The sequence below is a fragment of the Comamonas sp. Z3 genome (genome assembly GCF_008121565.1).
In the GTDB taxonomy this organism is placed as follows: Bacteria; Pseudomonadota; Gammaproteobacteria; order Burkholderiales; family Burkholderiaceae_C; genus Comamonas; species Comamonas brasiliensis.
This window is the reverse complement of sequence record NZ_VOQU01000006.1, coordinates 343063-366422: the sequence shown is the minus strand read 5'-3', so window position 1 is coordinate 366422 and position 23360 is coordinate 343063. Positions and strand designations below refer to the sequence as shown.

Below are 23360 nucleotides of genomic sequence, written 5' to 3'. Positions count from 1 at the left end.
GCGATGAGGTGTGGAGATCAGGACTTTGGCTGGTCTGCAGCGGGATCGGCGTCGTTCATGTCCACCGCAATGGAGATGGGGCCGGCCACGGTGTCGTCATCGTCCTCGCCGCTGTCCTCGCTGTCGTTCCCGGCCTCGGCATCTGCATCCAGGCGCTCGATCAGCGTGCCCGAGATGTCCAGCGAGATCTCGTCGATCTCGCCGAGCCTGACGCGTACATGGGCTGCGCGCGGGAGATTCTGCGCACCCAGCACGGGCAGCACCAGCGGCAGATTGTCGGCGCGCACCAGGAAGGAGCCGTTGGGGCCTTCCTTGAAGACGCTGGCCGTGAGCTCGGTAATGCCGTTTTGCTCCAGATACTTGAGCGTCCAGAAGCGCTCCATGCCGGCCTGATAGCCGTTGTAGGCGCTGTAGGCGCCGTCAAAGCTGCTGATGATGCCGAACAGCTCGGCATCCTTGGGCTTGAACGGGGCGGCCAGGGCCGCCGTCTTGCCGTGGCGGGCACAGGCAATGATCTGCCACTGATTGACCAGATCCACATAGCGGCGCAGCGGGGAGGTGGCCCAGGAGTAGGCCTTCACGCCTATGCCTGCATGCGGCAAGGCCTTGGTGCTCATGCGCACCTTGACGCCGGGTGCCAGGCTGGCCTGGCTGCGGTAGATGCCGGGCACACCGTGCTCGGCCAGCATCAGGCCCCAGGTGCTGTTGGCCACGATGGCGGCCTCGGCCACGATCAGGTCCAGCGGTGCGCCGCGCTTGCGCACGGTGATCTGCACCTGCTCGCTGCCGTTGGGCTCGGCGCCGTCGTTGCCGACGAGGCGGAAGTTGTAGTCCGGGCGGTTGAAGTTCTCGGGCTTGCCGCGCACCACTTCGCGATTGGCCTTGAGGAATTTGGACCAGCGCTGCAAAAAGGTGAGCTCCTTGCGCTTTCCCTGCAAGGAGTCAGGCGTGTTTTCAACCTGGATTGAGGAGTCGGTCAGCCATTCCTCGGTGACGATGTGATCGAGTTTGTCGTAGCGGAAGTTGACTTCCACGGGCACGCGCTCGAGACGGGTTTCGCTGGAGACGGTCTCCAGCGTTTCCTCGTTGATCTGCACATAGAGCGAGACCGCTGGGTTGGAGCGGCCCTCGTCCAGCGTGTAGATATGCACCACGTCGTCGGGCAGCATGGTGATCTTGTAGCCGGGCATGTAGACCGTGGACAGGCGGGCGCGGCCCAGCTTGTCGAGCTCGCCGCCGGGCGTGATGGCCAGACCGGGAGCGGCAATGTGGATGCCCACGGTGACGGTGCCCGTGCCCAGGCCCGTGACGGACAGCGCATCGTCGATTTCGGTGGTGGCCGAGTCGTCGATGGAGAAAGCCTGCACATTGGCCACGGGCAGATCGGCCGGCGGCTGGGGAGCCTGCACGGCGGGGAAGCCCGTGCCCTTGGGGAAGTTGTCGAACAGGAAGCGCTTCCAGTGGAACTGGTAGGAAGAGTCGATGGCGCCTGCGCGGTGCAGCAGCTCCAGCGGGGCCAGCTTGGTGGCGCGGCTGGCGTCGACCACGGCCTTGTATTCGGGAGCGTTCTTGTCGGGCTTGAACAGAATCTTGTAGAGCTGCTCGCGAATCGCCTGCGGGCACTCGCAGCGGCCCAGCTCCTCGGCCCAGGTATCGATCTGCGCCTGGATCTGCTTTTTCTTCTCGATGGCAGCCAGGGCTTGCTGCAGGATTTCCGCAGGGGCCTTCTTGAAGCGGCCCTTGCCTGCACGACGGAAATAATGCGGTGCGTCGTACAGCCGGAACAGCGCGCCGGCCTGCTGGGCCAGCGTCGCGGATTCGGAAAAATAATCACGCGCCAGGTCGGCGAAGCCGAACTCTTCCTCGGGCGCAAATTCCCAGGCCAGATCCAGATCGATCTCGGCGGCCTGGGCCTGGCCCTGAGCGATCAGCTCGGCAGGCGCCGGCTTCTCGAATTTGAGCAGGATATTGGCGGCCTTGACCTTGACCCGCTTGCCCGAGTCCAGTTCGACTTGGGCCGAGGATTCGGCTTCGGAGAGGATGCGCCCGGCCAGAAATTTGCCGGCTTCTTCAAACAGTGCGTGCATAACCGCGCATTTTCCCACGAGCCGAACATTTGGCGCTCGGAAGTGATTCAGTTCATGCTTGAGATCGGTCAATATCCAAGGCGGGCGCTGCGAACAAAGCGGCGATCTGCAGTGTGGCAGCTGCTGCCGGGAGGGCGGCGCATGGCGGCCAGAAGGGGATCAGGCCAGGGCCAGAAACTCGTCGATCCGGTCCAGATACTCGGCAAAGTTGCTCAGGGCATGGTCGCCGCCTTCCTGCACCAGTTGCAGCGCGTGAGGGTAGCGCTCGCTCATTTCGTTCCAGTCCAGCACCTCGTCGCCCTGGGCGATCAACACCATCTCGGGCGCTGCCGGCGTCATGGCGCGGGTGTCGAGCTGGCGCAGTTCCTCTATGTATTCGGGGCGAAAGAAGAAGGTTTCCTCGGGGTCATGCCAGCTGGACTGCTCGCCGATGTATTTTTCCAGGTCGCGGGCCGGGTTTACGGCGGGATTGATCATCACGCTCTTGCAGCGCGCCAGCTGGGCCACCCAGCTGGCGTAGTAGCCGCCTAGCGACGAGCCCATGACGGCCATGTTCTGGCGCGGCCAGTTGGCGATGCCCTCGACGATCACGGCTGCCGCTTCGCGCGGCGAGGGCGGTAGCTGCGGGCACCACCAGCGTACCTTGGAATGCCTGGCGCCCACATAGTCCGCCATGATGCGTGCCTTGTTGGACTGGGGGGAGGAGCGAAAGCCGTGCAGGTACAGCAGGTGGGTGGTTGTCATGGTGGCAATCTCCTCTTGTGAATGCGCTTTGGTCCCGGCCATTGTGGACTGTCTGCCTCAAGACTATCAGGGGGGCAAGGCCTATGACAGGGTGAATGGGGTCAGGCAGTGCTGAGCCGTCAGCAAAGCTCAACCCTGCAGACTGCACGGCAGCCGGCTCCCCCGATAATTGCGGCCCATGTCCGCCATCGAATTCGATAAGCCCTCGCTGCTGCAACGCATTGTTCCGCTGTTTCGCGGCTTTGACTTCCTGTTGCTTCTCTTCATCGCCATGCTGGCGGGTGCGGGGCTGCTGGCCATGTATTCGGCGGGTTTCGATCACGGCACGCGCTTTGTGGATCATGGACGCAATATGCTGATTGCGGCGGGTCTGCTGTTCGTGCTGGCCCAGATATCCCCCCAGCAATTGATGAAGGTGGCCGTGCCGCTGTACACCCTGGGCGTGGTGCTGCTGGTGGCGGTGGCCTTGTTCGGCATCACCAAGAAGGGGGCCACACGCTGGGTGAACGTGGGGGTGGTGATTCAGCCCTCGGAGCTTTTGAAGATCGCCACGCCGCTGATGCTGGCCTGGTGGTTCCAGCGCCGCGAGGGCAATCTGCGCGCCTCGGACTTTGTCATCGCCTTTGTGCTGCTGATGGTGCCCGTGGGCCTGATCATGAAGCAGCCCGATCTGGGCACCTCGCTGCTGGTGATGGCTGCCGGCCTGTCCGTGATCTTTTTTGCCGGCCTGCCCTGGAAGCTCATCGTGCCGCCCGTGCTGCTGGCCGTGGTCGGCATTTTCCTCATCGTCTGGTTCGAGCCCCAGCTCTGCGCCGATGGCGTGAGCTGGTATTTTCTGCATGACTATCAGCGCACGCGCGTGTGCACCCTGCTGGATCCCACGCGCGATCCCCTGGGCAAGGGATTCCACATCATTCAGGGCATGATCGCCATCGGTTCGGGCGGCGTCTGGGGAAAGGGCTTCATGGCCGGCACGCAGACCCACCTGGAATTCATTCCCGAGCGCACCACCGACTTCATCTTTGCTGCCTATTCCGAAGAGTTCGGCCTGATAGGCAATCTGTTCATCATCGTCGGCTTCTTGCTGCTGGTCTGGCGAGGGCTGGCCATTTCCATGAACGCCAACTCGCTGTTCGGCCGACTGATGGCGGCTGCCGTGGCCATGATCTTTTTCACCTATGCGTTCGTGAACATGGGCATGGTCAGCGGCATCCTGCCGGTGGTGGGCGTGCCCCTGCCTTTCATCAGCTATGGCGGCACGGCCATGGTCACGCTGGGGCTGGCGCTGGGCGTTTTGATGTCGGTGTCGCGGGCACAGCGGCAACTGCCCGGTGGTGATGGGCATATTCCCCATGCGTGAAGACCCGTGATCGGGCTGCTGTGCTCTTAAAAAAAGAGCTGCTATCTCATGTTTTGCAAGCTTTGAGTAATGGTTTTATAGGAAAGTGCGCGGCGGGGTGGCAGGCTTAGATCGTTGAAAAATGTCAGTAGTTCCGTCCAAGGCCTTGCCTGGACTGTAAACAGCGTTTACAAACGGTTCTGGGGGTCAAAAGACCGATCAAGCGGGAGCGGCAAAGACCCAGGTGGGGTTCTGCCATGCAAAGCGGGCAGGGCGGAACCCGGCAAGTGTGAAGCTAAGTGAATGGAGCGGAATGTTGTTCAGCCTGGTGGGGCAGCATTCCGCTCTTTTTTATGCGCAGCCCGAGACAAGTCAGGACTTGCAGCTGTCTCTACAATGCTCTCATGATTTCCCGCGAACCCACCATCGAACGCTTGGCCACGGCCCGTCAGTTGCTGCTTGAGCCCTTCGGCCTGGACGAAACCCATCTTGCGCGCGCGCTTGCCGAAATTCGCTCGCACCAGGTGGATGATGCCGATCTCTACTTCCAGTACACCCGCGCCGAAGGCTGGAGTCTGGAAGAAGGCATCGTCAAGACCGGCTCCTTCTCAATCGATCAGGGCGTCGGTGTTCGCGCGGTCAGCGGCGAGAAGACGGCGTTTGCCTATTCCGACGACATTTCCGAAGCCTCGCTGCTGGATGCTGCACGCACCGTGCGCTCCATCTCCAGCGCGACCCAGACGCGCCGCGTCAAGGCAGGGGCTCAGAAGATTGCGCAAAGCCGCTCCCTGTATCCTGAGCTGGACCCTATCAGCACGCTGGACAGCACGGCCAAGGTCGAACTGCTGGGCAAGGTGGAAAAGCTGGCCCGCGCCAAGGATCCGCGCGTGGTGCAGGTCATGGCCGGCCTTGCGAGTGAATACGATGTGGTGCTGGTGGCCCGCGCAGACGGCACGCTGGCGGCCGACGTGCGTCCGCTGGTGCGCCTGTCGGTGACGGTGATCGCCGAGCAGAAGGGCCGCCGCGAGGTGGGCTCCTCCGGCGGTGGCGGTCGCTTCGGTCTGGCCTATTTCAGCGACGAACAGATCAGCCAGTATGTGGACGAGGCCGTGCACGCGGCCCTGGTCAACCTCGAATCGCGTCCCGCACCGGCAGGCGTGATGACGGTGGTGCTGGGCTCGGGCTGGCCCGGCGTGCTGTTCCACGAGGCCGTGGGCCACGGCCTGGAAGGCGACTTCAACCGCAAGGGCTCCAGCGCCTTCAGCGGTCGCATCGGTCAGCGCGTGGCCGCCAAGGGCGTGACCGTGCTGGACGACGGCACGATTGCCGATCGCCGCGGCTCCTTGAACGTGGACGACGAAGGCCATGTCAGCCAGAGCAATGTGCTGATCGAGGACGGTATTCTCAAGGGCTATATCCAGGACTCGATGAATGCGCGCCTGATGGGCGTCAAGCCCACGGGCAATGGCCGTCGCGAAAGCTACGCCCACATCCCCATGCCACGCATGACCAACACCTATATGCTGGGTGGCGACAAGGATCCGCAGGAGATCATCGGCTCCATCAAGAAGGGCTTGTACGCCACCAACTTCGGCGGCGGTCAGGTGGACATCACCAGCGGCAAGTTCGTGTTCTCCGCCAGCGAAGCCTACTGGGTGGAAAACGGCAAGATCCAGTACCCCGTCAAGGGAGCGACCATCATCGGCAGCGGCCCGGAGTCACTCAAGCACATCAGCATGATAGGCAACGACATGCGCCTGGACTCGGGCGTGGGCACCTGCGGCAAGGAAGGTCAGAGCGTGCCTGTGGGCGTGGGCCAGCCCACGCTGCGCATCGACGGCCTGACGGTCGGCGGCACGGCCTGACGGAGATTCCCCCCGGCGGGTCTTCCCGCCGAAAGCAAGACCCCGCTCTGCATGGCAGACCGGGGTCTTGTCGTTTCCGAGAGCGGCAATCGCCTGCCAGCAGGGTCTTTCAAGGGTGTTTTGATGTCTGAGCGCGAATATTGTCGATTCGCTGAAAAATTGCATTCAATATGGGTATATGGAAATTTATATCAATAAAATTCTGAAAATATAGAAAAAACACAAAAAACCTGCATGAAAGAAAATTGTGAAAAATGCGCCATGTCAGAGGGGAAACCTGTTTTTGACAGAACTGCCGCGCCGGCCGCGGATGTTGCAATGCAAAAGAGCTGTGCTACATTGAAAGACATGCAAACGCAACGCGCTTATTTCTTTTACTTTTGGTTCTCGCCCCCGGCGGCTGAGAGGTAAACGCGCGCACCCTGCAAACACCTCCCAAAGAACCGCCGAAGCTGCAAAGCCCGGCGGTTTTTTTTCACCCCTACGTTTCAGCACCCCCGGTTTTCAACGATCAAACACCTCACGAAAGATAGCCATGACTGCTCTGAACACTTCATCCACCGATTCCTGGTATCGCGCCGGCTCTCCCAAGACAGGCCAGACCGACGACGCACGTATCAAGGAAATCACAGTGTTACCTCCTCCAGAGCACCTCATCCGCTTCTTCCCCATTCGCGGCACCGCCGTGGAAACGCTGATCAGCGACACCCGCCGCAGCATCCACAACATCATGCGTGCGCAGGATGACCGTCTGCTGGTCATCGTCGGTCCTTGCTCGATTCACGATCCGGCCGCTGCCCTGGACTACGCCCGCCGCCTGGCCGTCGTGCGCGAGCAGTACAAGGACACGCTGGAAGTGGTGATGCGCGTCTACTTCGAGAAGCCCCGCACCACCGTGGGCTGGAAGGGACTGATCAACGACCCCTACCTGGATCAGAGCTACCGCATCGACGAAGGCCTGCGCATCGCGCGCCAGTTGCTGATCGACATCAACCGCCTGGGTGTGCCTGCGGCCAGCGAGTTCCTGGACGTGATCTCGCCCCAGTACATCGGCGATCTGATCAGCTGGGGTGCCATCGGTGCCCGCACCACGGAAAGCCAGGTGCACCGTGAACTGGCCTCGGGCATCTCGGCGCCGATCGGCTTCAAGAACGGCACTGACGGCAATATCCGCATTGCCACCGATGCGATTCAGTCGGCCAGCCGCGGTCACCACTTCCTGTCGGTGCACAAGAACGGCCAGGTCGCCATCGTGCACACGGGAGGCAACCAGGACTGCCACGTGATTCTGCGCGGCGGCAAGACCCCCAACTACGATGCCGAGCATGTGGCGGCGGCCTGCCGGGATCTGGAGGCAGCAGGCCTCACGCCTTCGCTGATGGTGGACTGCAGCCATGCCAACAGCAACAAGCAGCATGAGCGCCAGAAGGATGTGGCCCGCGATATCGCGGCGCAGATCGCCGGTGGCTCCAGCAGCGTGTTCGGCGTGATGGTCGAAGGTCATCTGGTCGGCGGTGCCCAGAAGTTCACTCCCGGCAAGGACGAGGTCTGCGATCTGACCTACGGCCAGAGCATTACCGATGCCTGCCTGGGCTGGGACGATTCCCTGGCAACGCTGCAGGAGCTGTCGCAGGCCGTGAGCCAGCGCCGAGCGGCGGCTGCAGCCTGCAAGCAGGAAGCTGAAGTACCGGCCTGATCGACAGAACGGGCATAAACGACACAGGCCACAGGGAGTGTTCCCTGTGGCCTGTTTGCCTTTCGAGATGGAATGGAGCGGACTGTCTGGAGGCTCAGTGCTTGGTGTCCGGTCCCGGCTCAGGTGTCATATCGCAGCCGTTGAGCGTGGCATCGATGCGGTTGAGAAGGCGCAGCAGATGCTGCTTGTCAAAGTCGGTGCGCTGCTGCCACTCGTGATCGGCCAGCGGATAGACATGGCTTTGGTGGGGCAGGCTGCCCTTGGCATCGATCACGGCGCGCAGTCGCGGGATGAACACCCACTGCAGCCATTCGTGCAGCTTGAGCGTGTCGTACATGAAGGGCGTGGTGGATTCCAGTGCCTTGGGGTCCGGGGCAACGGCAGACCAGAGCTTCTGGACTTGAAGTTCGGCCTCCAGCTGTAGCAGATGCTCGCGTATTTCTTGATGGATGTTTTCAGCGGTCATGGTGAGGGTTCCTGAAGGCATTGCAACGGCCTTGCAAACTGGCATTCGTCAAAGAGCTGCCCAATATCTGAGTCCTCTCATCGTGTTTTCAAGATAGCGAACGGCCTGGAGATAACCAGCGAGTTACGAGGTCGCAAGAGCACTTGAAAAAGATAGTTTTGCCCTTATATTGATGCCAAGTATGTGAGTAATGCTATGAAATTTACTGTGTTTTGCATTGCTTTGCACACCATGTTCCCGTAACCGCTGTGATGCTTGAGGCACGCTTTCAGGCCTTGCATGGGTTGCCGCAGCTGTTTGCAAGCCGTCAGCTTGCAGCGTCTTCAGCACCGCGGCCACACATTAAGCTGTGGCCACGACAACGAATGGTGCAAGAGTCACCAGGTCAGAGGAGATTTATGCGTAGTGAAGTAATCGTGGTTTTGGATGGCGACCGTGAATACCGGGTCGATACCCAGTCGCTGTCCCCTGTGAGTTCGGACGAAGGCCGACGCTGGCTGGACCAGCAGTTTGTCTCGCTCGAATGCGAGCCTTTGCGGGCTACCGGCAAGGTGTTGCTGGCCGACAAGCTGGTGGTGGTGGCGCGTGAGGCGCGCAACCGTCCCGAGCTGTTTGACAACCAGGACTGGCGCAACAGCTATGCCCTGGCTGCCCATGCCGTGCTGGCCAAGCCCCTGATCCGGGTGGATGTGCCGGCGATGTCGATTAGTTACTGATCCCCCTGAGCCGCTTTGCGGCTTCCCCCCCCGGGGGACGACGCCTTTGCTGCAGGGCGGCACTTACTTGGCGTCTCTGGCCTGGTCTGTGCCCGAGCAATGAAAAATGCCCGCGTAGAGCGGGCATTGGCTTTTATCCGGGCTTATTTCAGCGCTTGCAGCAGCTTGGCGTGGATGCCGCCAAAGCCGCCGTTGCTCATGCAGACGATATGGTCGCCGGGGCGTGCGACCGCGGTGATCTGCGCTATCAGGGTCTCGATATCTCCGGCGACCTGAGCGCGCTGGCTGGGGCCTACGCCCATGGATTCCAGCGCTTCGGCGGCATCCCAGTCCAGGCCCGCCGTGTGGCAGAAGACCAGATCGGCGCTTTCCAGCGACCAGGGCAGCTGGCTTTTCATGGTGCCCAGCTTCATGGTGTTGCTGCGTGGCTCGAACACCGCCAGGATGCGGGCCTGTGCACCCAGCTTGCGGCGCAGGCCGTCCAGGGTGGTGCGGATGGCTGTGGGGTGGTGCGCGAAGTCGTCATAGACATCGATGCCGTTGACGGTGCCGCGCAGCTCCATGCGGCGCTTGACGTTCTGAAAGCGCGACAGGGCTTCGCAGGCCAGCTCGGCGCTGACGCCCAGATGGTCGGCGGCGGCGATGGCGGCCAGCGCATTGAGCTGGTTGTGCACGCCGGTCAGGCTCCAGCGCAGCTGCGCCACTTTTTGGCCACGCTGCAGCACGGCAAAGTCGCCGGGATCGCCATCGGCACTGAAATCGCTGACAGTTGCGCCAAAGCTGCGCACTTCGCTCCAGCAGCCCTGGGCCAGCACGCGGCTCAGGCTTTCTTCCAGACCATTGCTCACCACGCGCCCGGTCGATGGCACGGTGCGCACCAGATGGTGGAACTGGCGCTCGATGGCAGCCAGATCGTCGAAGATGTCGGCGTGATCGAACTCCAGGTTGTTGAGCACGGCCGTACGAGGGCGGTAGTGCACGAACTTGCTGCGCTTGTCGAAGAATGCGGTGTCGTATTCATCGGCCTCGATCACGAACACGGGCTGATCGCCCACGGGGCCGGGGCCGGTGACGGGGCGTCTGGCAGCGCCGAGGCGGGCGGAGACGCCGAAGTCCAGCGGCACGCCGCCGACCAGAAAACCGGGCTGCAGACCCGCGCACTCCAGCACCCAGGTCAGCATGGAGGTGGTGGTGGTCTTGCCGTGGGTGCCGGCCACGGCCAGCACATGGCGACCGTGCAGCACATGCTCGGCCAGCCATTGCGGACCGCTGGTATAGGCGGCGCCGGTGTCCAGAATCGCTTCCATCAGCGCAAACTTGGGCGAGCCATCGGCCAGGCGCTTGCGGCTGACCACGTTGCCGACCACATACATATCGGGCTTGAGCGCGATCTGGTCGGCGCCATAGCCCTCGATCAGCTCGATGCCCAGCTGGCGCAGCTGATCGCTCATCGGCGGGTAAACGCCGGAATCGCAGCCCGTCACCTTGTGACCGGCTTCTCGTGCCAAGGCGGCCAGGCCTCCCATGAAGGTGCCGCAAATGCCCAGAATATGTATGTGCATGGCCGGGGATTCTACGTTTGCCGACATGACCTGGCGGCGAGCCATGACCCGCCTGGGTACTGGCGGTAACCTTTCTTATCAAATTGATAGCTTGTTGCGCATGATCTATATAGATCTAAATGTGTTTTTACTTTCAGTTCCATACAAAGAGGGTGCCAGCAGCTATCAAAACATTGGCCTCTACGGGCCAGGTCAAAGTGCGGTCATTCATCTGGGTCACAATGCGTAAATGACCTGCTGCGCTTGCTGCGGTGGGCGTGATGAAATGGCGCTATGAGTTTGGATAACGTGACTGCTGAAATCGCTCAGGCAGCGGCTCGTCTGGTGGTGGAGGAAGGCCTGGAATGGGGTCCTGCCAAGCAGCGGGCCGTGCGCCAGCTCGGTCTGCCCGGCCGCTCGGCGTTGCCCGATAACGACCAGCTTGAAGAGGCCGTGCGCGAATATATAGAGCTGTTCTGCGGCGACACGCAGCCGCAGGAGCTTCAGGCGCTGCGCGAGCTGGCCCTGGTCTGGATGGACAGGCTGCAGGAGTTTCGCCCGCATCTGGCTGGAGCCGTCTGGCGCGGTACGGCCACGCGGCTGTCGGACATCTATCTGCAGCTGTTCTGCGATGATCCCAAGTCGGCCGAAATAGCGCTCATCAATAATCATGTGCAGTACGAGCCGAGCACGGTCACCGGCTTTCAGGGCAAGCCGGTCGAGGCGCTTTCGGTTCACGCACTGTGCAAGCCGATCAACGAAACCGTGGGCGTGCACCTGTTGGTCTACGACCATGACGATATGCGCGGCGCCATGAAGCCCGACAGCCATGGCCGCAGCCCGCGTGGCGATGCCAAGGCCTTGCGCAAGCTGCTGCAGGAGAGCCGCGATGAGTGAAAACACCCCTGAGAACAAGTCGACCAATGGCTCGCGCCGTCTGTGGCTGACCGGCGCGGTGGCCGCAGTGGCGGCCGGGGGGGGCGCCGGTGTGGCCTGGTGGCGCAGCCAGCCGCAGGCCATGGGCCCTGGCGTCGAGGCACAGCTATGGAGTCAGACGTTTGAAACTCCCGATGGCAAGCCTTTTGCCATGGCTGGTTTACAGGGCCGTCCCCTGCTGGTGAACTTCTGGGCCACCTGGTGTCCCCCCTGTGTCAAGGAGCTGCCCATGCTCAGCGAGTTTGCGGCGCAGCAGGGCGCAAAAGGCATTCAGGTCGTGGGGTTAGCGGTCGACAAATCCGAAGCAGTGATGCGTTTTTTGCAGCGCCAACCCGTGCAATTTCCGGTAGCCATTGCCATGCAAGGGGGATTGGGGCTGACCCGTAGCCTCGGTAACTTGCAGGGTGGCCTGCCATTCACGGTTCTTTTTGACGCCAAGGGGCAAGTGCGACAACGTAAAATAGGCGAGCTTTCCCGCGAAGATCTGACAGATTGGAGCAAATAGAGCGAACGAACATTGCTCTTGTCGTCAGAAAAGTGTAGGTAACTAAATTCCATGGCGACGTTAGTGAAAAATATCTGCCAATGCACGCAGAAGGCCGAATTTGAGGTAAATTCGCGCCCTGTTTAGAATTACGTCGCTGGAGCTCCCATGGATTTGCGAAAACTCAAGACCCTTATTGATCTGGTGTCCGAATCGAATGTGTCGGAACTGGAGATCACCGAAGCAGAGGGCAAGGTCCGTATCGTCAAGAGCGAAGGTGTGGTCCACCAATACGTCGCTGCCCCCGTGCAAGCTGCTCCCATGATGGCCGCCCCCGTGGCTGCCGCAGCCGCCACGCCGGTGGCCGCCCCGGCCGTTGCAGAAGGTCACGTGGTCAAGTCGCCCATGGTCGGTACTTTCTACCGTGCCTCCAGCCCTGGCGCCAAGGCCTTTGTGGATGTGGGCAGCCAGGTCAAGGAAGGCGACACGATCTGCATCGTTGAAGCCATGAAGATCCTCAACGAAATCGAAGCCGACAAGACCGGCACCATCGTTCGCGTTCTGGGTGAAAACGGCCAGGCTGTGGAATACGGCCAGCCTCTGTTCGTGATCGAGTGATAGATCATGAGGCGTTGCATGCAGTTCGCATTGCAGCGCCGAGGTGCGCTAGCCACTGGCTGCGCGACTGAGTCATTGGCAGTGGTCTGTGCTGCGGCACAGGCACCAAGCTGCGAGGAACTTCATGTTTAAGAAAATTTTGGTTGCCAACCGGGGCGAGATCGCCCTGCGCATCCAGCGCGCTTGCCGTGAGCTGGGTATCAAGGCGGTGATGGTGTATTCCGAAGCCGACCGTGATGCCAAGTACGTCAAGCTGGCCGATGAGGCCGTGTGTATCGGTCCGGCTCCTTCCCCGCTGTCCTACCTCAACATGCCGGCCATCATTTCGGCTGCCGAGGTGACCGATGCGGAAGCCATCCACCCCGGCTACGGCTTCCTGTCCGAGAACGCCGACTTTGCCGAGCGCGTGGAAAAGAGCGGTTTCACCTTTATCGGCCCGACGCCCGAGAACATCCGCACCATGGGTGACAAGGTGTCGGCCAAGCAAGCCATGATCAAGGCCGGCGTGCCTTGCGTGCCCGGCTCGGACGGCGAACTGCCCGACGATCCCGCACTCATCAAGCGCATTGCCAAGACCATCGGTTATCCCGTGATCATCAAGGCCTCGGGCGGCGGCGGCGGTCGCGGCATGCGTGTGGTGCACACCGAAGCTGCACTGATCAATGCCGTGCAGATGACCAAGGCCGAGGCCGGCGCTGCTTTCGGCAATCCTGCCGTCTACATGGAAAAGTACCTGCAGAACCCACGTCACGTGGAAATCCAGGTGCTGGCCGATACGCACAAGAACGCCGTGTATCTGGGCGAGCGCGATTGCTCCATGCAGCGTCGCCACCAGAAGGTGATCGAGGAAGCTCCGGCTCCCGGCATTCCCCGCCGTCTGATCGAGAAGATCGGCGAGCGCTGCGCCGCGGCCTGCAAGAAGATCGGCTATCGCGGTGCGGGTACCTTCGAGTTCCTGTACGAGAACGGCGAGTTCTACTTCATCGAGATGAACACCCGCGTGCAGGTGGAGCATCCCATCACCGAGCTGATCACGGGCATCGACATCGTGCGCACCCAGATCATGATCGCGGCCGGCGAGAAGATGCCTTTCACGCAGCGCCAGATCGAGTTCAAGGGCCACGCCATCGAGTGCCGCGTGAACGCGGAAGATCCGTACAAGTTCATCCCCTCGCCCGGTCGCATCTCCATGTGGCATGCTCCCGGCGGCCCTGGCGTGCGTGTGGACACCCATGTGTACAACAACTACTTCGTGCCGCCCAACTACGACTCCATGATCGGCAAGATCATTACCTATGGCGATACCCGCGAGCAGGCCATGGCCCGCATGCGTACCGCCTTGCTGGAGACCGTGGTGGAAGGCATCAACACCAATATCCCGCTGCACCAGGATTTGATGGTCGACTCCAAGTTCATGGAAGGCGGCACCAACATCCACTACCTGGAAGAGTGGCTGACGCATCGCACGCCCAACAAGCGATGAGATCAGGAGCCTTGCAGCTCTGAGTTCCCATGCTGGCCTCTGGCAACGGAGGCCAGCATTTTCGTTTTTCAGGAAAGTACAACTTGCGTTCTCGTCTTCGGCCCCGGCCTGACATGAATGACGCGGTTGCTAGAAAGGATGGCCATGTTCGAGCTGAGCCTGCTGTGCCCCGAAGATCGGGTCGAAACCATTAGCGAAGCGCTGGATGCACTCGATGCATTGAGCGTGTCCGTCGAAGATGCCGATGCGCAGACCGAGGCCGAGCAGGCGCTGTTCGGCGAGCCCGGCATGCCCGCGCCCAAGGAGGGCTGGAACCGCAGCCGCGTGATCGCCCTCTATCCCAGCGAAGCTGCGGCTACCGAGGCGCGTGATCTGCTGCTGCCGCAGGACTTTTTCGAAGGCTGCAAGATTCTGGCCGTCAAGCCCGTGCCCGAGCAGGACTGGGTGCGCCTGACGCAGTCGCAGTTCGAGCCCGTGGACATCACGCCCGAGTTCTGGATCGTGCCCACCTGGCATGAGCTGCCCGAGCAGGCCAAGGTCAGCATCCGTCTGGACCCCGGTCTGGCTTTCGGTACCGGCACCCATCCCACCACCCGCATGTGCCTGCGCTGGATTGCGCGCCAGCCCCAGGCGACGCTGGGACGCACGCTGGACTACGGCTGCGGCTCGGGCATCCTGGCCATTGGTGCCGCCAAGTTCGGCGCGACCGATGTGGATGCGGTGGACATCGATCCCGCTGCCGTGGAGTCGACCAACTACAACAGCAGCGCCAACCATGTGGAGGTCAAGGCCGGTCTGCCCGATGCGGCCGACGGCGAGTACCAGACCGTGCTGGCCAATATTCTGGCCACTCCGCTCAAGGTGCTGGCTCCGCTGCTGTGCGGCCGTGTGCAGGCCGGTGGCCATCTGGTGCTGGCCGGCATTCTGGAGCGCCAGGCCGACGAGCTGAAAGAGGCTTATGCGCCTTATCTCAAGCTCGAGGTGGCCGATAGCGAGGACGGCTGGATTCTCATGACCGCCCGGCGCGCGGCCTGATCGCGAGACAGACCCGCCGCCAGCAGGTGTGCGGGTGGTTGCTGCCTACAATGACATCTTGATGAGCCAAGTCACCCGTTGCCCTTCCTGTGGAACCCGCTTCAAAGTGGTTGCCGACCAGCTGCGTATCTCGCAGGGCTGGGTGCGCTGCGGGATGTGCCAAAGCGTCTTTGATGCCTCGCAGGATTTGCAGTCCGTGCCCGACGAGCTGCTGCAGCCGGAAGCTGCTGATGCGCCGCAGAAGCCGGCCGAGCAGGAGGTGCGGCAGACGGAAGCCGGCGAACAGCAGATGCCGGCTTGGCCGCAGCAGGATGTCGCGGATGTTCCCGGCTTCGATGTGCAGAAGGCCGAGGCTCTGCAGGATTCGGCTTCGGATTCGGTAGACGCGGCAGCGACTGCTGCTCAGACCGCAGAAGCCGCGCCGGCAGCGGAGTCTGCCGATGCGGTTTCCGAACCAGAGCCTTGCGGGTCCATGCCCGGGATGGCGGATGGGCAGCCCTCGTTTGTCGATCAGGCGCGTCCTCTGACTGAAGAGGATGCAGAGGCTGCCCTGCATGAGCCTCATCCCGAGGTGAGGGAGCCGCAAGACAGGCTGGAAACCAGTGATATTCCCGCTCCCGCCGAGCCGGAGCCGGAGCTGCTGGTGCCGCCAAGCGAAGTCCTGATGCCCGAGGCCGAGCATGGCCTCGAGGATAAAGCCCGGAGCGAGGCGCCGCCGCACGCCGATATCGGCGCTATACAACCCGCCAGGGACCGGGCGCAGGGCGTCACGGATGCGGATCAGGATGAGGTTGGTGCCATCGCTGGCAATGAGCCTGGCTTTGTGCGCCAGGCCCGTCGGCAGGCCTTCTGGCACTCGGCAGGAATGCGCGTGGCGCTGGTGCTGGGTTCGCTGCTGGCTGCTGCCGGTGTCGTCGGACAGCATGCCTGGCAGCAGCGCGATGTGCTGGCAGCGCAGTATCCGGCACTGGCTCCCGTGCTGGCCAAGGCCTGCAGTCTGGCAGGCTGCGAGCTGCAGGCCCGCCGCGCGATTGCCGATGTGGTGATCAGTGGCTCGGGCTTCAAGCAGCTTGCCGATGCCCGTCAGTACCAGTGGAGCCTGACCCTGGAGAATCGCTCCGATGTGCCGGTGGCCATGCCCATGGCCGAGCTGACCCTGACCGATGCACAGGACAGACCTTTGCTGCGCCGAGTCATCGACCTGAAGCCTCTTGGTGCCCCGGAGCAGCTGCAAGCCCGCCAGGAGTGGAGCGTCAACTTGCCTGTGCAAGTGCAGGATCTTGGCGCTGCCGTGGCGGGTTACCGGGCGCTGGTTTTTTACCCCTAATACGGCTTGTGCCAATTCGGATCAGGCAGGGTGTCTCGTCAATAGAAATGCCCGTTGTACATCCTTGTTGGCGCAAGCCCCCCTTCATTCATTTCTGAAAGAGAACGCACCATGGCCGCTTTGATCTGCGGGTCGCTGGCATTCGACAACATCATGACCTTTGAAGGTCGTTTTGCCGACCAGATTCTTCCCGACCAGCTCCACATCCTCAATGTGTCGTTTCTGGTGCCCACGCTGCGCCGCGATTTTGGCGGTTGCGCCGGCAATATTGCCTATAGCCTGAGGCTGCTCGGTGGTGATGCTCACCCCATGGCCATGGTGGGTAGCGACGGCGTGGACTATGTGCAGCGCTTCAGGGACCTGGGCATCGAAACCCGCCATGTGGGCCAGCTGCAGAGCACCCACACGGCGCAGTGCATGATCATGACCGATCGTGACAACAACCAGATCACGGCCTTCCATCCCGGAGCCATGATGCAGGCGCACGAGAACCGGATCACGGCCGATATGGCCGCCGAGGTCAAGGTCGGCATCATTGCTCCCGATGGCCGCCAGGCCATGATCGACCACGCCGCCCAGTTCAAGGCTGCAGGCATTCCTTTCGTGTTCGATCCGGGTCAGGGCCTGCCCATGTTCAACGGCGATGAACTCAAGGCCTTTATCGAGCAGGCCGACTGGGTGGCAGTGAACGACTATGAAGGCAAGATGCTCAGCGAGCGCACGGGCCTGAGCTTTGACGAGATCTCGCGCAAGGTGCGCGGTCTGGTCGTGACCCTGGGTGCCGAAGGCTGCGAAGTCTGGCAGCAGGGTGAGAAGACCCTGGTGGCGCCGGTGAAGCCCGCCGCTGTGGTCGACCCCACGGGTTGTGGCGATGCCTGGCGCGGTGCTTTCCTGTTTGGTCTGGAGCGTGGCTGGGATCTGCTGCGCTGCGCCGAACTGGGCAACCGCTTGGGGGCGCTGAAGATTGCGCAACGCGGCCCGCAGAACTATCAGCTGGACTTCCAGCCCTGATGCGATGTCAGTGCCCTGAGGGTACTGATCGCGGCGCATGTAAAAAAGCCCGGCTCTCGCAAGAGAGCTCGGGCTTTTTTATGGCGTGCAGGTCAGCGAACCGATCAGGGCTTGTTGCCTGTGGGGAAGGGCCAGGCGGCTTGAGGTGCCAGGCGGGTCTGCGCCACGGGTGCGGTGGTTTCGGTCACGGCGGCAGGTGCAGGTGTGGCAGCCTTCTTGGGAGCAGCCTTGGCACCATTTGCAGCCTTCTTGGAGGCAGCCTTCGCTGGTGCAGCGGCCTTGGAAGCAGTTGCAGCCTTCTTGGGGGCGGCTGCCTTGGCAGCTACAGCCTTCTTGGGAGCGGCAGCCTTGGCGGGAGCAGCAGCCTTGGCAGTTGCAGCCTTCTTGGGGGCGGCAGCCTTGGCAGGAGCAGCGGCCTTGGCAGCAGTTGCAGCCTTCTTGGAGGCAGCCTTCGCCGGAGCAGCGGCCTTGGCAGCAGTTGCAGCCTTCTTGGGGGCAGCCTTCGCTGGAGCAGCGGCCTTGGCAGTTGTTGCAGCCTTCTTTGGTGCAGCAGCCTTGGCAGCAGTTGCAGCCTTCTTGGGGGCAGCCTTCGCTGGAGCAGCAGCCTTGGCAGCAGTTGCAGCCTTCTTGGCGGCAGCCTTCGCTGGAGCAGCGGCCTTGGCAGCAGTTGCAGCCTTCTTGGGGGCAGCCTTCGCTGGGGTAGCGGCCTTGGCAGCAGTTGCAGCCTTCTTGGGGGCAGCCTTCGCTGGAGCAGCGGCCTTGGCAGCAGTTGCAGCCTTCTTGGGGGCAGCCTTCGCTGGAGCAGCGGCCTTGGCAGTTGTTGCAGCCTTCTTGGGGGCAGCCTTTGCTGGAGCAGCAGCCTTGGCAGTCGTTGCAGCCTTCTTGGGGGCAGCCTTCGCTGGAGCAGCGGCCTTGGCGGTTGTTGCAGCCTTCTTGGGGGCAGCCGCCTTGGCAGCAGTTGCAGCCTTCTTCGGTGCAGCCTTTGCAGGAGCAGCAGCCTTGGGAGCAGCAGTCTTGGTTGCAGCTGTTTTCTTCACAGCTTCAGCCTTGGGCGCGGCCGCCTTTTTGGCAGGTGTCTTTTTCTCGGTTGTGGCCTTGGCGGCCGTCTTCTTCGCAGTTGCCATCATTTTCTCCTTCGTTGATTTGCATAAGACGTCCGGCTCTTTGCAGTGCCGGACGATTCAAAGCGATGTGGAGTTACGCATCGCTAGGAACACAAATTTGCTTCACGCCAAAATCTCAGTTTTTTGTAGCAATGAAGTGAAGCAAGTCATGACTCGCATTGTGCCTGCTTAGAAGCAATTAATCCCAAGAAAGTGCGCCTCCGGTCTGATACTCGATCACTCGTGTCTCAAAGAAGTTACGTTCTTTCTTCAAATCGATCATTTCGCTCATCCAGGGGAAGGGATTTTCTTCACCGGGGAACAGCTCTTCGAGACCGATCTGCGTGGCACGACGGTTGGCGATGTAGCGCAGATAGCCCTTGAACATGGATGCATTCATGCCCAGCACGCCGCGCGGCATGGTGTCTTCGGCGTAGCGATATTCGAGCTCCACGGCCCTCTGGAACAGCTCCGTGATTTCCTGCTTGAACTCGGCCGTCCACAGATGGGGGTTCTCGAGCTTGAGCTGGTTGATCAGATCGATGCCGAAGTTGCAGTGCATGGACTCGTCGCGCAGGATGTACTGGTACTGCTCGGCAGCGCCCGTCATCTTGTTCTGGCGGCCCAGAGCCAGGATCTGCGTGAAGCCGACGTAGAAGAACAGACCTTCCATCAGGCAGGCAAAAACGATCAGCGACTTCAGCAGAGTCTGGTCGGTCTCGGGCGTGCCGGTGTGGAAGTTGGGGTCCATGATCGCTTCGATGAAGGGGATCAGGAACTCGTCCTTGTCGCGGATGGATTGGACTTCGTTGTAGGCGTTGAAGATTTCCGATTCATCCAGACCCAGCGATTCCACGATGTACTGGTAGGCATGGGTGTGGATGGCTTCCTCGAAGGCCTGGCGCAGCAGGAACTGGCGGCATTCGGGCGCCGTGATGTGGCGGTAGGTGCCCAGCACGATGTTGTTGGCGGCCAGCGAATCGGCCGTCACAAAGAAGCCCAGGTTGCGCTTGACGATGCGGCGCTCGTCTTCGGTCAGGCCGTTGGGGTCCTTCCACAGTGCGATGTCGCGCGTCATGTTCACTTCCTGCGGCATCCAGTGGTTGGCGCAGGTGGCCAGATACTTTTCCCAGGCCCACTTGTACTTGAAGGGAACCAGCTGGTTCACGTCGGTCTTGGCGTTGATGATGCGCTTGTCTGCGGCATTCACCCGCTTGTGGGTGCTGGTGGACGCGCCAGCTTCTGCGCTGGTGGCGGAAGAGGCAAAGGTGTCGTCGTCAAAGCTCAGCATGAGTTATTCCTTTAGGGAAAAAGCTGGGCGCAGTGCAATCGACATCCAGCTTTTCAATCATTTATTGATGGAGTGGCGCCACTCAGATACTGGCGCACTCTAAAGCGAGAGACACCGAGGAAGCGCCGCTGCGCACCGAGGGTGTCGTCCCCCTCCCGCGTAGCGAGAGAGGGGGAAGGCGCGGGGCCGCCTAGGCCAAGCGCCTCAGGGGGAGCTTATTGGCAAGCCTCGCAACCAGGATCGTCAATCGCGCAGAACTTGATGTCCGTGGCGGGTGCCTGGGCACGGGCAGCGGCGGCAGCCGCTTCCAGTGCGCTGACCGCAGGCTTGGCCGCAGGGGCCGCCGAAGCGGCAGGAGCACCGGAGGACACGGCGTTCAGCACACGGCTTTGCACGGTGGACTTCTCGATATTGGTCGCGCTGGTGGTGCGCAGGTAGTAGGTGGTCTTCAGACCGCGCAGCCAGGCCAGCATGTAGGTGTCGTGCAGCTTCTTGCCCGATGCACCGGCCATGTAGATGTTCAGGCTCTGGGCCTGGTCGATCCACTTCTGGCGGCGCGAGGCGGCTTCCACCAGCCATTCGGGCGAGACTTCGAACGCGGTGGCGTAGAGGTTCTTGATCTCTTGCGGCACGCGGTCGATGGCGCGCAGCGAGCCGTCGAAATGCTTGAGATCCATGACCATCACGTCGTCCCACAGGCCCAGGCGCTTGAGGTCGCGCACCAGGTACTGGTTGATGACGGTGAATTCGCCCGACAGATTGGACTTCACGGACAGGTTGCCGAACGAAGGCTCGATCGAGGCATCCACACCCACGATGTTGGAGATGGTGGCGGTGGGGGCGATGGCCACGCAGTTGGAGTTGCGCATGCCGTCCTTGGCGATCTTGGCGCGCAGGGCGTCCCAGTCCAGCTTGGCGGAGCGATCCACTTCCACATAGCCGCCGCGGGCCTTTTCCAGCAGCTTCAGGGTGTCGGGGGGCAGGATGCCCTGATCCCACAGCGATCCCTTGAAGGTGGAGTAGGTGCCACGTTCCTTGGACAGCTCGGTCGATGCCCAGTAAGCGTAGTAGCAGATGGCTTCCATGGCTTCGTCGGCAAACTCGACTGCGCCCTGGCTGGCGTAGGCGGTGCGCATTTCATACAGCGCATCCTGGAAACCCATCAGGCCCATGCCCACAGGGCGATGGCGCAGATTGGAGTCCTTGGCCTTTTGCACGGCGTAGTAGTTGATGTCGATCACGTTGTCCAGCATGCGCATGGCCGTGTTCACGGTCTTGCGCAGCTTGTCGTGGTCGATCTTGCCGTCCTTGATGTGCTGGACCAGGTTCACCGAGCCCAGGTTGCAGACAGCGGTTTCGGTGTCGCTGGTGTTGAGCGTGATCTCGGTGCACAGATTGGACGAGTGCACCACACCCACGTGCTGCTGGGGCGAGCGGATGTTGCAAGGGTCCTTGAAGGTGATCCAGGGATGGCCGGTCTCGAACAGCATCGAGAGCATCTTGCGCCACAGATCCACGGCAGGCACGCGCTTGAACAGCTTGAGCTCGCCGCTGTCGGTCTTGGCTTCATAGGCGGTGTAGGCCTTCTCGAAGGCTTCGCCGTACAGATCGTGCAGATCGGGAGCGTCGGCGGGCGAGAACAGGGTCCACTGGCCTGCTTCCATCACGCGCTTCATGAACAGGTCGGGAATCCAGTTCGCCGTGTTCATGTCGTGGGTGCGGCGGCGGTCGTCGCCGGTGTTCTTGCGCAGCTCCAGGAATTCTTCGATGTCCAGGTGCCAGGATTCCAGATAGGTACAGACCGCGCCCTTGCGCTTGCCACCCTGGTTCACGGCAACGGCTGTGTCGTTGACCACCTTGAGGAAGGGAACCACGCCTTGCGATTCGCCGTTGGTGCCCTTGATGCGCGAGCCCAGGGCACGCACACGGGTCCAGTCATTGCCCAGGCCGCCAGCAAACTTGGACAGCAGCGCATTTTCCTTGATGGATTCGTAGATGCCGTCCAGGTCGTCGGGCACGGTGGTCAGGTAGCAGGACGACAGCTGCGAACGCAGCGTGCCGCTGTTGAACAGCGTGGGAGTGGACGACATGAAGTCGAAGGACGACAGCAGTTCGTAGAACTCGATGGCACGGGCGTTGCGGTCGGGCTCGTTCAGTGCCAGGCCCATGGCCACGCGCATGAAGAAGGACTGGGGCAGCTCGATGCGGGTCTTGCGCACGTGCAGGAAGTAGCGGTCGTACAGGGTCTGCAGACCCAGGTAGTCGAACTGTTCGTCGCGCTCGGCCTTCAGGGCCTTGGCCAGACGGGGCAGGTCGTAGTTCAGCAGCTCGGGGTTGAGCAGCTCGTTGTCCACGCCTTTTTGCACAAAGCCGGGGAAGTAGTCGGCATAGGCGGCCTGCATTTCTGCGGGCTGCACGTCGCGGCCCATGACTTCGCGCACGATGGTGTGCAGCAGCAGGCGGGCGGTGACGTAGGTGTAGTCGGGGTCTTTTTCGATCAGCGTACGTGCGGCCAGGATGGACGCCTTGTAGACCTCGGCCAGAGGCACGCCGTCATACAGATTGCGCAGGGTTTCGGCCACGATGGGGGCGGACTGGATGTCGGCATTCAGATTGCCGCAGGAAGCGACGATCAGGGCTTCCAGGCGCTCCTGGTTCAGCGGCACGCGCTGGCCGTTGTCGGTCACATGCAGCACGGGCTTGGTGGCGGCAGCGGCTGCCACTTCGGCGACCTTCTTCTGCTCGGCACGTTCCTGGTTGCGGCGCTCGCGGTACAGCACATAGGCGCGGGCCACGTCCTGGTGACCGGCGCGCATCAGGCCCAGCTCGACCTGGTCCTGCACATCTTCGATATGGAAGGTTCCGCCATCGGGACGCGAACGCACCAGGGCGCGCACCACGCCGTCGGTGAGCTCGTTGACGGTGTCACGCACGCTGGCGGAAGCCGCGCCCTGCGCGCCGCGCACGGCCAGGAAAGCCTTGGTCAGGGCCACGGCAATCTTCTGGGGTGCGAAAGCCACCACATCGCCGCTGCGGCGGATGATCTGGTAGCTGTCATTGGGGGAGGAAGAATTGGCTGCACCGGCAGGTGCGGCAGAAGGCAGTGAGTTCAACGCTTCTTGCATAAGTTCCTCTGAGTCAGTATGTGGATAGGCAGACAAAGGCCTGCACTGTGGGCAGGCCATCAAAAACACGATTCGGCGCCTTGGTCTACACATGGTTTGCACAGGGTGTGCACAGCTTGTAAACACTAGATATGGGGTCTGAGGCGCCCTTAAACACTACCGGTAGTGTATCGCGCTTAAAACTGGCTGACCTGATGAAACTACTGAATCTGACATTTCGGCCACCGCTTGACAGCTGAAAAAATGACTTCATCCCGCATGAATAAAGGCCTGTGGCGCGGTTGCGCGCGGCGGGAGAGCGGACCGGAAATATGTAAAAAATTTGCGTGTTTGATGCAGGCGACAGTTGTTGCGCGCGCCATTGACATGCCGCTTACAGGTGCGGAAGCGATGGATGATGCGGGCCTACAAAAAGAGGAGCGTCTGACACCTGTCATCAGGCGACTTCAGTGCTGAATCACCAGAAATTCAAGATATGGAGAGTGGAAGGTGC

At 61.7% G+C, this 23360-nt stretch carries 20 protein-coding genes; 13 read left to right on the top strand and 7 right to left on the bottom strand.

Features of this window, described 5'->3' with window-relative positions; translation table 11 throughout:
- Window positions 1–17 precede the first annotated feature (17 nt).
- Together FSY59_RS19225 and FSY59_RS19220 are read right to left on the bottom strand one after the other, a co-directional pair.
- Complete coding sequence (locus tag FSY59_RS19225; protein WP_043375147.1) at window positions 18–2087, bottom strand: ribonuclease catalytic domain-containing protein; 2070 nt, start codon at window positions 2085–2087, stop codon at window positions 18–20.
- 159 nt (window positions 2088–2246) lie between these two features.
- Window positions 2247–2831 (bottom strand): YqiA/YcfP family alpha/beta fold hydrolase, encoded by a 585-nt coding sequence (locus FSY59_RS19220; RefSeq protein WP_003051324.1) that lies wholly within the window; start codon window positions 2829–2831, stop codon window positions 2247–2249.
- 178 nt (window positions 2832–3009) lie between these two features.
- Here FSY59_RS19220 and rodA point away from each other — a divergent pair, with 178 nt between their 5' ends.
- From rodA to FSY59_RS19205, 3 genes are all read left to right on the top strand, one after another.
- On the top strand, window positions 3010–4191 hold the full coding sequence (gene rodA, locus FSY59_RS19215; RefSeq protein ID WP_003051327.1) for a rod shape-determining protein RodA: 1182 nt from the start codon (window positions 3010–3012) through the stop codon (window positions 4189–4191).
- A gap of 383 nt (window positions 4192–4574) precedes the next feature.
- Entirely contained in the window at window positions 4575–6035 is a 1461-nt protein-coding gene (gene tldD / locus FSY59_RS19210) for a metalloprotease TldD (protein ID WP_003051333.1), read from the top strand.
- A gap of 535 nt (window positions 6036–6570) precedes the next feature.
- Window positions 6571–7731, top strand: coding sequence for a 3-deoxy-7-phosphoheptulonate synthase (locus FSY59_RS19205; protein WP_148729086.1), 1161 nt, complete (start codon window positions 6571–6573; stop codon window positions 7729–7731).
- 94 nt (window positions 7732–7825) lie between these two features.
- Here the strand turns inward: FSY59_RS19205 and FSY59_RS19200 are convergent, their stop codons facing one another.
- Window positions 7826–8197, bottom strand: a complete 372-nt coding sequence (locus FSY59_RS19200) for a YqcC family protein (RefSeq protein ID WP_003051340.1) — start codon at window positions 8195–8197, stop codon at window positions 7826–7828.
- A gap of 398 nt (window positions 8198–8595) precedes the next feature.
- Here FSY59_RS19200 and FSY59_RS19195 point away from each other — a divergent pair, with 398 nt between their 5' ends.
- Entirely contained in the window at window positions 8596–8913 is a 318-nt protein-coding gene (locus tag FSY59_RS19195; protein ID WP_003051343.1) for a hypothetical protein, read from the top strand.
- A gap of 143 nt (window positions 8914–9056) precedes the next feature.
- Here the strand turns inward: FSY59_RS19195 and mpl are convergent, their stop codons facing one another.
- A complete protein-coding gene (gene mpl / locus FSY59_RS19190) occupies window positions 9057–10475 on the bottom strand; it encodes a UDP-N-acetylmuramate:L-alanyl-gamma-D-glutamyl-meso-diaminopimelate ligase (RefSeq protein WP_043376917.1) in 1419 nt (472 codons plus the stop codon).
- 43 nt (window positions 10476–10518) lie between these two features.
- On the opposite strand from mpl, the gene FSY59_RS19185 reads away from it, so the two are divergent.
- From FSY59_RS19185 to FSY59_RS19150, 8 genes are all read left to right on the top strand, one after another.
- Window positions 10519–10704, top strand: a complete 186-nt coding sequence (locus tag FSY59_RS19185) for a hypothetical protein (RefSeq protein ID WP_148729085.1) — start codon at window positions 10519–10521, stop codon at window positions 10702–10704.
- 44 nt (window positions 10705–10748) lie between these two features.
- Window positions 10749–11351, top strand: a complete 603-nt coding sequence (locus FSY59_RS19180; protein ID WP_019043383.1) for a hypothetical protein — start codon at window positions 10749–10751, stop codon at window positions 11349–11351.
- The gene (locus tag FSY59_RS19175) at window positions 11344–11895 is read left to right on the top strand and encodes a TlpA disulfide reductase family protein (RefSeq protein ID WP_003051354.1); all 552 of its coding nucleotides are present in this window, start codon (window positions 11344–11346) and stop codon (window positions 11893–11895) included. Before FSY59_RS19180 ends, FSY59_RS19175 begins: the two co-directional genes overlap by 8 nt.
- Before the next feature lie 147 nt (window positions 11896–12042).
- Entirely contained in the window at window positions 12043–12492 is a 450-nt protein-coding gene (gene accB, locus FSY59_RS19170) for an acetyl-CoA carboxylase biotin carboxyl carrier protein (protein ID WP_003051356.1), read from the top strand.
- 124 nt (window positions 12493–12616) lie between these two features.
- The gene (gene accC / locus FSY59_RS19165; RefSeq protein ID WP_003051359.1) at window positions 12617–13975 is read left to right on the top strand and encodes an acetyl-CoA carboxylase biotin carboxylase subunit; all 1359 of its coding nucleotides are present in this window, start codon (window positions 12617–12619) and stop codon (window positions 13973–13975) included.
- 144 nt (window positions 13976–14119) lie between these two features.
- Window positions 14120–15010 carry a 50S ribosomal protein L11 methyltransferase gene (gene prmA / locus FSY59_RS19160; RefSeq protein WP_003051362.1) on the top strand — a complete coding sequence of 297 codons (891 nt, stop codon included), beginning with the start codon at window positions 14120–14122 and terminating at the stop codon, window positions 15008–15010.
- A 61-nt stretch (window positions 15011–15071) separates the two neighbouring features.
- Window positions 15072–16337 (top strand): zinc-ribbon and DUF3426 domain-containing protein, encoded by a 1266-nt coding sequence (locus FSY59_RS19155; RefSeq protein ID WP_148729084.1) that lies wholly within the window; start codon window positions 15072–15074, stop codon window positions 16335–16337.
- A gap of 111 nt (window positions 16338–16448) precedes the next feature.
- Entirely contained in the window at window positions 16449–17348 is a 900-nt protein-coding gene (locus tag FSY59_RS19150) for a carbohydrate kinase family protein (protein WP_003051368.1), read from the top strand.
- 104 nt (window positions 17349–17452) lie between these two features.
- On the opposite strand, the gene FSY59_RS19145 is transcribed toward FSY59_RS19150, so the two are convergent.
- From FSY59_RS19145 to FSY59_RS19135, 3 genes are all read right to left on the bottom strand, one after another.
- Entirely contained in the window at window positions 17453–18472 is a 1020-nt protein-coding gene (locus FSY59_RS19145; protein ID WP_148729485.1) for a hypothetical protein, read from the bottom strand.
- 178 nt (window positions 18473–18650) lie between these two features.
- Window positions 18651–19742 carry a ribonucleotide-diphosphate reductase subunit beta gene (locus tag FSY59_RS19140; protein ID WP_003051372.1) on the bottom strand — a complete coding sequence of 364 codons (1092 nt, stop codon included), beginning with the start codon at window positions 19740–19742 and terminating at the stop codon, window positions 18651–18653.
- Window positions 19743–19957: 215 nt separating this feature from the next.
- Entirely contained in the window at window positions 19958–22867 is a 2910-nt protein-coding gene (locus tag FSY59_RS19135) for a ribonucleoside-diphosphate reductase subunit alpha (RefSeq protein WP_003051374.1), read from the bottom strand.
- 243 nt (window positions 22868–23110) lie between these two features.
- On the opposite strand from FSY59_RS19135, the gene FSY59_RS19130 reads away from it, so the two are divergent.
- On the top strand, window positions 23111–23323 hold the full coding sequence (locus FSY59_RS19130; protein ID WP_148729083.1) for a hypothetical protein: 213 nt from the start codon (window positions 23111–23113) through the stop codon (window positions 23321–23323).
- Window positions 23324–23360 lie beyond the last annotated feature (37 nt).